At 71.1% G+C, this 10,533-nt stretch carries 6 protein-coding genes; 3 read left to right on the top strand and 3 right to left on the bottom strand.

What is annotated here, in order from left to right:
- Window positions 1-496: 496 nt before the first annotated feature.
- On the top strand, window positions 497-4,780 hold the full coding sequence (locus ACWDRR_RS14875; protein ID WP_449772568.1) for a LamG-like jellyroll fold domain-containing protein: 4,284 nt from the start codon (window positions 497-499) through the stop codon (window positions 4,778-4,780).
- Window positions 4,781-4,847: 67 nt separating this feature from the next.
- Here ACWDRR_RS14875 and ACWDRR_RS14870 read toward each other — a convergent pair whose 3' ends face one another.
- The gene (locus ACWDRR_RS14870) at window positions 4,848-5,600 is read right to left on the bottom strand and encodes a hypothetical protein (RefSeq protein ID WP_449772567.1); all 753 of its coding nucleotides are present in this window, start codon (window positions 5,598-5,600) and stop codon (window positions 4,848-4,850) included.
- A gap of 89 nt (window positions 5,601-5,689) precedes the next feature.
- A complete protein-coding gene (locus tag ACWDRR_RS14865; RefSeq protein ID WP_449772566.1) occupies window positions 5,690-6,247 on the bottom strand; it encodes a PadR family transcriptional regulator in 558 nt (185 codons plus the stop codon).
- Between the two features lie 134 nt (window positions 6,248-6,381).
- Between ACWDRR_RS14865 and ACWDRR_RS14860 the strand changes: the two genes are divergently transcribed.
- On the top strand, window positions 6,382-6,840 hold the full coding sequence (locus ACWDRR_RS14860) for a pyridoxamine 5'-phosphate oxidase family protein (RefSeq protein ID WP_449772565.1): 459 nt from the start codon (window positions 6,382-6,384) through the stop codon (window positions 6,838-6,840).
- A gap of 23 nt (window positions 6,841-6,863) precedes the next feature.
- Here ACWDRR_RS14860 and ACWDRR_RS14855 read toward each other — a convergent pair whose 3' ends face one another.
- Window positions 6,864-8,912, bottom strand: coding sequence for an oxidoreductase (locus ACWDRR_RS14855; protein WP_449772564.1), 2,049 nt, complete (start codon window positions 8,910-8,912; stop codon window positions 6,864-6,866).
- 332 nt (window positions 8,913-9,244) lie between these two features.
- Between ACWDRR_RS14855 and ACWDRR_RS14850 the strand changes: the two genes are divergently transcribed.
- The gene (locus tag ACWDRR_RS14850; RefSeq protein ID WP_449772563.1) at window positions 9,245-10,474 is read left to right on the top strand and encodes an FAD-dependent monooxygenase; all 1,230 of its coding nucleotides are present in this window, start codon (window positions 9,245-9,247) and stop codon (window positions 10,472-10,474) included.
- Window positions 10,475-10,533 lie beyond the last annotated feature (59 nt).

The raw sequence follows: 10,533 nt of genomic DNA, 5'->3' as shown, positions 1-10,533 counted from the left end.
CGGACATGACGAACCGACACCTCGACCCCCCACAGGCTCAACCGCACCCGAGTCGGGTACGGACGGATGACTGTGGCGGAGGCTAGGCCCTCGACCGTCCTCCGGTCGAGCATATTGTCGACCTATCACCTGGGTGACCGACCTCACACGGTAAGTTAACGGGAGCGGCGACTGCAAATCGGACATCCGTACGAATAAGCGGTTGACGAACCATTGCGTCTGCGACAGCTTGCTACCGAACTCTGCGCGTGGGCTTCACAGATCTTGCACGCGCAGCTGACTCGACATGTCCGTGGGGGGACTCACCATGCCTGCCGCTCCGCCCGGGGCGCGCTCCGGCGCGCTCCGTTCCAGTTACTCGTCCCGGCGATCCGTCGCCGCTGCCGTCGGCCTTCTCCTGGCATTGACCTCGGTGGCGCCGGTCGCCTTCGCCAACTCGCCATCCGCTCCGCCGCCCGCCTCGCCGGCCGCCAGCTCACCCGACCTGTCCACGATCATGGCCGAAGCCGATGCCAAGCGGGCCGGCGAGAAGACCGTCGTCACTGCCGTCGACAAGGCGACGACCCAGGCCAAGGCGACCGGAAAGCCCGTCCCGGTTCCGGAGTTGACCGACGAGTTCAGCGAGACCGTCGCCACTCCGCAGGGCCATCTCTCCCGGAGCCAGCACACCGACCAGCAGCGGGCGAAGCAAACGGACGGCTCCTGGGCCAAGCTCGACGCGACTCTCGTCGCCGAGACCGGGGGTGGCTACCGGCCCAAGGTCGCCGCCTCCGGTGTCCACCTCTCGGGCGGCGGTCCCGGCCCGCTCGGCACGCTCACCACTCCCGAGGGCGAGACCCTCACGATCGAGTCGCCGTTCCCGCTCACCAAGCCCACCGTGGACGAGGACGGCGACGGCCTGGTCTACCCCGAGGTCTCCCCCGGTGTCGACCTCAAGGTGACTGCCGGCGCCACCGGCGGTCTCAGCACCGTCCTCATCGTCAAGACCCCTGAGGCTGCGGCCAATCCGAAGCTCCAGAAGGTCCGCTTCGGCACCACTGCCAAGGGCGTGACGGTGAAGGCCGACGCGGGCAGCAACCTCACCGCCAGTACTGCGGACGGCACCGTCAAGTGGCACGCCTCGGCGCCGCAGATGTGGGACAGCTCCGTCGCCCCGGCCGCCCCGGCCGGCAAGTCGGCCCAGGCCGCGCCGACCGCGGGCGGCGACGACCCCGGCTCCGGTGCGCCCGGCAAGTCGCCCCGGACCAGCAGTGCGGACGGCCCGGGTATCGGCGCCAGGGTGGTCACGATGGCCACGTCAGCAACCGCGGACGGCATCGAGATGATCCCCGACCAGTCCGTGCTCGGCAAGGGTCAGGGGCCCTGGTACATCGACCCGGTCTGGCAGCCCGACCGACGCGAGGGCAACGCCTGGACCTGGACCCAGTCGGCGCATGCGACAACCTCCAACTACCTGAAGACCACCGCCAACGGCGACGAGTACTCCCACCCCGGGGTCGGCTACCAGGGGTGGCAGGTCGAGAAGGGTGTCGAACGGTCCTACTTCCAGTTCGACACCCGCTGGTACAACGACATCGTCATCCACAGCGCCGTCATGTCGGTCTGGGAGTACGAGTCCTCGGACCACAACTGTGCCAAGCCCTACACCGTGGACCTGTACCAGACCGGTGCCATCAACAACTGGACCACCTGGAACAACGCCCCGGGCTTCATCGGCGGCCTCGTCGGCACCGCCGACGTGGCCGGATCCGGCAGTCCCGGCTGCCACGACAACCTCCTGTTCCAGTACAACGTCACCTCCGCCTACCAGAACTACGCACCGTCGCAGGACACGCTGACCTTCGCCCTCATCGCTCGCGACGAGACGAACAAGTACGCGTTCAAGCGGATGGACTACCGGCCGGTCGTCGTGATCGAGTACGACCGCTACCCGGAGACCCCCACCAACCCGAACGCCTGGCCGGTCCCCAACACGGCCGTACCGTGGACGGACAACCAAGGCTGTGACGGCTCGACCCTGGGCTGGATGAACTCCTCCGCCGGATTCAACGGAAACGTCTCGCTCAACGCCAATGTGCACAGCCCCATACAGAACACCCTGAAGTCCTACACCCACATCTGGGACTACTCGCTGCCGGGCATCCCGGACGTCGCCAAGGGCGAGTCGTCCGAGGTCGCCAACGGGGCGGTCGCGAGCTACCAGGTGCCGTCCGAGGTGCTCAAGGACGGCCACGTCTACGGCTGGGGCGCCCAGTCCTACGACACGCTGATCGACGCGAAGTCCAGCTCGACACCCACCTGCCGCTTCGGCATCGACCTCACGCCGCCGACCCTGAGCGTCCCGAACGTCTACAGCCAGCTGTCCGATGCCGACCTCGCGACGCAGTTCCCGCCGTCCGGCAACGGCCAGGTCTCCAAGAAGCGCTCCGGCGAGTGGGGCGTCGTCCCGTTCTCGGCGGCGGACGCTGCACCGAACGACGGAACCGGGTCCGGCCTCGTCTGCGCCCAGTGGTCCTGGAACCCGCAGCTGTCCGGAGCGCCCTGGTCCTGCGGTTCCTCGTTCCCGCAGGGGGGCATCGGCGTCCTGCCGACGCACTGGGGCACCAACATCCTGTACATCCGGGTGATGGACAACGCGCGCAACGTGTCGCCGATCGCCCAGTACGCCTTCTACGTTCCGTGGAACCCGGACGGGCCACCGCCGGTCTTCGGCGACGTCACCGGTGACAGCGCACCGGACATCCTGACCGCAGACCAGTCGGGTTACCTGCGCACCTACAACGCTCCTGGGAACCCGAACGCGACGAGCCCCGCCGTGGCCGTTGCCGCCACGGCGGCCGACTCACCCACGAGTCAGGGCTGGAACAACATCCAGTTCACCCACCGGGGCACCCTGAGCGGTGGCCACAACGTGGACGACGTCATCGCGCACGCGCCCAGGGACGTCAACCTCTGGATCTACGGAAACCCCAACAACGACAGTGTCGTCGGCCGGATCAATTCCAAGAGCAAGCTCACAAAGCCCCAGTGCGCAGTGACGGCCACGGAAACCTGTGCCTGGCGCACAGCACCCGGCTACAACGCCACGGACTGGTCGACCACCCTGAGGATCGCCGCGCTCGGTGACCCGGTGCACACCGATCTGGACGCCGGCCTGAAGTTCAGGAACAAGACCGGTCTGCTCACCGTCGAGAGCACCGGGAACGGCGCCGACGCCGCACTCTGGTACTACCCCGCGACCGAGTACAACACCCTCGGCAAGCCCGTCCAGCTGGCAGCCTCCGGGTGGAAGGACAAGGAACTCATCACCCCCGGTGACTGGGCCAAGCAGGGCCACCCCGGCCTGTGGGCACGCAACCTGCAGGCTGCACCCGACGGTGCACAGGGCGACCTCCTCGCCTACACCTTCACCACCGGCACCGTGGTCGCCACCAACGAGCAGGGCCAGCCGATCGTCGACGACACGGGTGCCACCATCACGGTGCCGACCCTGACGCAGATCGCGACCACAACGAAGATCGGCGCGATACCCGTGAGCGGCTGGCCCGTCCTCGGCTCCGACGGGGACCTCACGGGATCCGGCCACCCGACCCTGTGGGGCAAGACCGGGGAGGGTCGGATCGACATCTGGACGGGCCTGACGACCGCCCCCGGCACCGCCAACGCCGGCTTCACCTGGCAGGTCGGCCCCGAGGCGATCGGGAACACCGAAGTGAACCCGCTCTGGTGGGCCCTCGACGGGCGCACCGGCGGCGACACCGGCGACACCAACGCGCTGTACCCGAAGGACAACATCGCGCGCACCGCCGATCACAACGGTGCGGCCAACAAGGCCACGACGTTCGACGGCACCAAGATCTACCGTTCGACCGCCGTTGTCGGCCCTACCGCCGAGAAGCCCGGTCTGGACACGACGCAGAGCTACAGCGTTGCCGCGTGGGCGAAGCTCGACAACACCAACGACTACCAGACCGTGGTCTCGCTGGCCGGCCAGGAGCGCAGCCCCTTCTACCTCCAGTACTCGGCCCATTTCGGCAAGTGGGCCTTCGTCTTCCCGGATTCGGACAACTACAACACCAGCACGTACTACGCGGTGGTGGACGGGGGCGAGCGGCCGTCGCCGCTGACCGGTGTCTGGACCCACCTGGTGGGGACGTACAACGCCGGCACCGGTGTGGCGACACTCTTCGTGAACGGCCGGGCCGCCGGCTCCGCGAACATTCCCGGGGTCTGGAAGACCAACGGCACGGTCAACATCGGGGGCGACGTCACCTCCCGCTACCCCGGACCCAGTGACCGGTTGAACGGTGCCGTCAGCGATGTCCGGCTCTACCCGTACGCGCTGACCGATCAGCAGGTCAACACCTTGGCCACCACCGCGGCCAGTGTGCAGATCCACAGCGCCTACAACCCTGCCAAATGCGTCGACAGCTGGGGTGGTGGCCTGGGAGCCACCGCCGCCGTCTACGACTGCTACAACGGCGACGCGCAGCACTTCACGCTGACCGAGAAGAACCAGCTCAAGGTCCCGGGCGTCGATCGCTGCCTGGGAACCAAGGACAAGCCGGTGCACTGGGGAACGAACGTCACGTCCCAGGCCTGCGGCGACGCCGCTGCGCAGACCTGGATACGGCAGTACGACGGGTCGCTCTACAACCCCGACTCCAACACCTGCCTGGAGTTGCCGGGGTGGAACACCGGGAACGGCGCCGCCCTCGGTGTCTGGCAGTGCAACGGCAACCCCAACCAGCGGTGGTTCTTCGAGGCGCAGACCCGCTGAGCCCAGCTGAACACACGGCCGGCCCCCGTCGAGCAGTCGCTCGGCGGGGGTTCGCCGCTCTTTGGGGTCAGACGGAGGCGGGTGGGGCCGTGGCGGTGCCGGCGGGGGTGCCGAGGGTGCGTTCGGCCTTGGCGACGGCGGCGCGGTAGTAGAGGGAGGCCAACTGCGAGGAGGAGTCGTTGCGTTGGAAGAAGCCGTAGGACATGGCGACGGTGCCGAAGCGTTCGACGGCGATGTAGCCGTTGAGCGGGACGCCGGCGAGGGTGCCGTCGAGGCGGACGGCGGGGGCCTGGCGGTCGCCGAGGGTCACGGGGGTGACGGTGAAGGTCACCGAGGCGTCGGTGCCGTCGTTGAAGGTCAGGCTGTGGCAGTCGGCGAACGCGTCGGTGACGACGGTGAAGTCGCTGGTGAGTTGGGCGGCGTCCTCGGCGGTGAGGGACTCGGTCACCATGGGGTTGCCGTCGGGGCCGTCGAATTCGACTTCCTGGTGGGGAAGTTGGGAGGAGGGTCCGGATCCGTTCCCGTTGAGCAGGGCGCGGAGCGCGTCGCAGCCCGCGACCGGGGAGGCACCGCCGGCCGATGCGGAGCTCTGGCCGACCGGGACTTCGGTGAAGTTCGGGCCGAGTTCGGCGGTGCTCAGCAGGGCCGCCTTCAGCTGGTCGGCTGTCGGGAGCCGGTCGGCCGGGGCGGCCGCCCCGAGGGAGATCGCCGGTGGGGCGGCGGCGGAGCCGGTGGCGATGGCGATGCCGGCCGCCCCGAGGGTGACCACGGTGACCACGGCTGCGGCGGTGAGGGCGAGGAGAGGCCTCGGACGAGACATACGGCCCCCGATCGGGAGTCGGGCTGGGACAGGCACCCAGTGTCCCACCGGGGCTGCACCCCCGCCCGTCCGCGCGACATCGTCACAGGTCAGGACGGGTCTGCCGACAGGGCGGCGCGGGTCTCGGTGAGCCACTCGACCCAGAAGGACTCCAGTCCGATGCCGGCCCGCAGCACGGCGTGCCGGAGCCGGTCACCCTCGGCGGCCCGCTCGCCCTCTTCGGTGCCGGCCGGCAGGAAGTCCCGCCGTTCGATCTCCCGGTAGTCGGCCAACTGCGCGCGGTGCAGGGCGAGGTGCCGGGCCAGCTCGGCGTCCAGGCCGGCTGTGCCGACCACCGCGGCCGCGCGCAGCCGCAGCAGCAGGGGTTCGCGGACGGCCTTCGGGACGTCCCCGCCGGCCGTCCACCGTTCGAGCTCGGCGCGGCCGGCGGGCAGGACGTCGTACTCCTTCTTCTGCCCGCGCACCGGCCCGTCCTGCGGGAGCGCCCGGATCAGCCCGGCGGTCTCCAACCGGCCCAGTTCGCGGTAGATCTGCTGGTGGGTGGCGGGCCAGAAGAAGCCGATCGACCTGTCGAACCGCCGGGTCAGCTCCAGCCCCGAGGACGGCTTCTCCAGCAGGGCGGTGAGGATGGCGTGCGGCAGGGACATGGGTCGATCGTAGGCCGGGCCGGGCGGCAGCAGAGCCGGGGCCTGATGTCGGGCTCCGGACCCTGGCGAAAAGTCGTCCACATTCGGGTAATCCCGTACGGAACATTTCTGCGCACCGGGCGGTTGTCCCGGATATGACTCAGCGACCGACCCCCCGCCCGCTCTCCGACCAGGCCGCCTCGGACCTGCTCGCCGCCCAGCAGTTCGGCACCCTCGCCTCCGTCAAGGCCGGCGGCCACCCGCACCTGACCACCATGCTCTACCGCTGGGACCCGGCCGAACGGACGGTGCGGTTCTCCACCACCGCCGACCGGGTCAAGGTCCGCCACCTGCGGCGCGATCCCCGGGCGGCGCTGCACGTCCAGGGGGCGGACCCGTTCTCCTTCGCCGTCGCGGAGGGCGAGGCGGAGGTCTCCGAGGAGTCGGCCGAGCCGGGTGACGCGGTCGGGCAGGAGCTGCTGGCGATGCTTCCGGCGGAGCTCCGACCGGTGGACCCAGGGCAGTTCCTGGCCGAACAGGTCGCCGAGCGGCGCCTGGTGATCACACTGCGGGTCCACCGGCTCTACGGCACCGCACTGGATGTCAGCGCCTGAACCGCCACGGCCGGGCGGGCGGTTCAGATCGTGGCCGCCAGCTCGGTGCCCTGCTTCACGGCCCGCTTGGCGTCCAGTTCGGCGGCGACGTCGGCGCCGCCGATCAGGTGCGGGGTGATGCCGAGCGCGCGCAGGGCGGTGTCCAGCTCGCGGCGCGGCTCCTGGCCGGTGCAGAGGACGACGGTGTCGACGGGCAGCAGTTGGCGCTCGCCGTCCACCACGAAGTGCAGGCCCGCGTCGTCGATCAGTTCGTAGCTCGCGCCCGCGACCATGGTGACGCCGCGGTGCTTGAGCTCCGTGCGGTGGATCCAGCCGGTGGTCTTGCCGAGGCCGGCCCCGACCTTGGTGGTCTTGCGCTGCAGCAGGTGGACGCTGCGCGGGGGCCGGGGCGGCTCGGGGCGGGTGAGGCCGCCGCGCTCGCGGTACTCCGGGTCGATGCCCCACTTGCGCTGGAACACCGGCGGGTTGAGGCTGGCGGCGTCGCCCTGGTCGGTGAGGTACTCGGCGACGTCGAAGCCGATGCCGCCCGCGCCGAGGACGGCGACGCGCTCGCCGACGGGCGCGCCGTCGCGCAGGACGTCCAGGTAGCCGACGACGCTGGGGTGGTCGACGCCCGGGAGGTCGACCGGGGTCCGCGGGGTGACGCCGGTGGCGAGGACGATCTCGTCGAAGCCCTCGGTGGCGAGCTGCTCCGCCGTCACCGGTGCGCCGAGCCGCAGTTCGACCGCCAACTCGGCCAGCCGGGTGCGGTAGTAGCGCAGGGTCTCGTCGAACTCCTCCTTGCCGGGGATGCGCCGGGCGATGTTCAGCTGCCCGCCGACGGTGTCGGCGGCGTCGAACAGGGTGACGGCGTGGCCGCGTTCGGCGGCGGAGACGCTGAACGCGAGGCCGGCCGGTCCGGCGCCGACGACGCCGATCCGCTTGCGCAGCTTGGTCGGTGTCAGGACGAGCTCGGTCTCGTGGCAGGCGCGCGGGTTGACCAGGCAGGAGGTGATCTGCCCGCTGAAGGTGTGGTCCAGGCAGGCCTGGTTGCAGCCGATGCAGGTGTTGATGGACGCGGAGCGGTCGTCCTGCGCCTTGGCGACGAAGTCGGCGTCGGCGAGCAGCGGACGGGCCAGCGAGACCAGGTCGGCGCAGCCGTCGGCGAGCAACTGCTCGGCGATCTCGGGGGTGTTGATGCGGTTGGTGGTGACGAGCGGGACGGTGACCGAGCCCATCACCTTCTTGGTCACCCAGGCGTAGGCGCCGCGCGGGACGGAGGTGGCGATGGTGGGGATCCGGGCCTCGTGCCAGCCGATGCCGGAGTTGATGATGGTCGCGCCGGCGGCCTCGACGGCCTGGGCGAGCCGGACGACCTCGGCGAGGGTGGAACCGCCGGGGACGAGGTCGAGCATGGAGAGGCGGTAGACCAGGATGAAGTCGGGGCCGACCCGCTCGCGGACCCGGCGGACGATCTCGACCGGGAAGCGCATCCGGTTCTCGTACGCGCCGCCCCACTCGTCCTCGCGGTGGTTGGTGGCGGCGGCGGTGAACTCGTTGATCAGGTAGCCCTCGGAGCCCATGATCTCGACGCCGTCGTAGCCGGCCCGCCGGGCGAGGGCGGCGCAGCGGGCGAAGTCCTCGATGGTCTGCTCGACCTGCTCGGCGGTGAGCGCGTTGGGCACGTACGGACTGATCGGGGCCTGGAGGGCGCTGGGTGCGACCAGGTCGGGGTGGTAGGCGTAGCGGCCGAAGTGCAGGATCTGCATCGCGATGCGGCCGCCGGCGGCGTGCACGGCGTCGGTGACGACGCGGTGCCGGTCGGCCTCCGCCTCGGTGGTGAGCATGGCGCCGCCGCCCCAGGGCCGGCCGGCCTCGTTGGGGGCGATGCCGCCGGTGACGATCAGGCCGACGCCGCCGCGGGCGCGCTCGGCGTAGAAGGCGGCCATCCGCTCGAAGCCGTTCGGCGCCTCCTCCAGGCCGACGTGCATCGATCCCATGATCACGCGGTTCGGGAGGGTGGTGAAGCCGAGGTCGAGCGGGCTCAGCAGGTGCGGGTACGGCTTCCGGGCCCGCTGGGGGTCGGTGCTCATCGGCTTCTCCTGTGCGGCGTGCGGCGGCTCGTTGTTACCACACGGTAGGGGACACGGTTCGGGATGTGCAACTAGTTGCATAACCCGACCCCGGGCGGTGGGCCCTGCGGGCGGCCGCCGACCCGGGCGGCTCGCCGCGATGTCGCCCGCCGCTCCGCGGGCCGCACTGCGGACCGGCCGCCCGACGGCCGTCCCACAGCCTCCCGATCACCGCCGGCAATTTGCCTGACCATCCGTCAGATCGGCACGGAATGTGCGTATGGTCTTTCTCCGGAGGGGGGTTCGGAGGAATCCCCGGGGAGGGGACGGCAGTGCGAGGCGGAGAGATAGCCGTGGTCGGCGGCAGTATCGCGGGGTGCGCGTTCGCGCGGGCGGCCGCCCGCGGCGGGGCGGACCGGGTGGTGGTGCTGGAGCGCAGCCCCGGCCGGCTGGAGGACCGCGGCGTCGGCCTCTGCGTGCTCGACGACCGCTACACCGAACTGGCCCGCGCCGGCCACCTCGACGACGGCATCCGCTGGCACCTGCTGACCCAGCGGCACTGGCTGGCCCGCGACCCCGACGGCGGGGGCGGCCCGCGCGGGCGGCTGCTCTGGGCGCAGGAGATGCCGTTCCGCTCCTACCACTGGGGCGTGCTCTGGCAGGCGCTGCGCGAACGCACCCCCGACAGCGTGGAATTCCGGCTGGGCGGGGCGGTCACCACGGTGACCGGCGACGGCGAGCAGGCCTGGCTGACGGGCCCGGCCGGTGGACCGGACCGGTACGACCTGGTGGTCGGCGCCGACGGCTACCGCTCGGTGGTGCGCGAGGCCGTCTGCCCCGAGGCCCGGCCCGAGTACGCCGGCTACGTCTGCTGGCGCGGCAGCTTCGACACCCGGCTGCTGGCGGAGCTGCCCGGCGGCGCGGCACTCTGGCCGGAGCACGAGGTGATCACGGTCTGCTACCCCGGCGGCCAGGTGGTGCTGTACCGGATCCCCGGGCTGACCCCGGGCTCCACCCAGGTCAACTTCGTCTTCTACGCGCCCACGCCGGCCTGGCTGCGACCGGGCGACCCGACCAGTGTCCCGGCCGGCGCGCTCACCGGCGGGCAGTTCGAGGAGCTCGCCGAGCTGGCCGAGCGGCACCTGCCGCCCTACTGGGCCGGGGTGGTCGCCCTCTCTCCCCGCGAGCGGACCTTCATCCAGCCGATCTACGACCTGGCGGCGCCGCGCCGCACCGCCGGACGCCTGCTGCTCGCCGGGGACGCGGCCACCGTGGTCCGCCCGCACAACACCAGCGGCGCGGTCAAGGCCGTCCAGGACGCCTGTGCCTTCGAGGACGCCTGGCGGACGGCCGGCTCCTGGGCGGAACTGCTGCCCGCGTACGACCGCGAACGCGGCGCGGTGGGGCGGGAGATGGTCGAGGTCGGCCGGCGGCTCGGGCGGGCCCAGGTGACCGAGGCACCGGACTGGACGGCCATGGACCACGACGGGATGACCGCCTGGTGGCGCCAACAGGTGGCCGGGACGGGCGGGTTCGGCGGGCACGCGCTCGGGCGCCCGCCGACCCACCGTCAGGCCGGTTGACCGGAGGGGGCGTTCGCTTCCCCGGCCTGCGCGACTTCACGACCCACGGGCGACTTCAC

It is taken from the genome of Kitasatospora sp. NPDC003701, assembly GCF_053587085.1.
The sequence above is the reverse complement of the archived record's forward strand: the minus strand, read 5'-3'. Positions and strand labels throughout refer to the sequence as shown.

Coding starts and splice junctions, on each gene's coding strand:
- ACWDRR_RS14875 (WP_449772568.1), top strand. CDS start 497: ATGGCCGAAGCCGATGCCAAGCGGGCCGGCGAGAAGACCGTCGTCACT.
- ACWDRR_RS14870 (WP_449772567.1), bottom strand. CDS start 5,600: ATGTCTCGTCCGAGGCCTCTCCTCGCCCTCACCGCCGCAGCCGTGGTC.
- ACWDRR_RS14865 (WP_449772566.1), bottom strand. CDS start 6,247: ATGTCCCTGCCGCACGCCATCCTCACCGCCCTGCTGGAGAAGCCGTCC.
- ACWDRR_RS14860 (WP_449772565.1), top strand. CDS start 6,382: ATGACTCAGCGACCGACCCCCCGCCCGCTCTCCGACCAGGCCGCCTCG.
- ACWDRR_RS14855 (WP_449772564.1), bottom strand. CDS start 8,912: ATGAGCACCGACCCCCAGCGGGCCCGGAAGCCGTACCCGCACCTGCTG.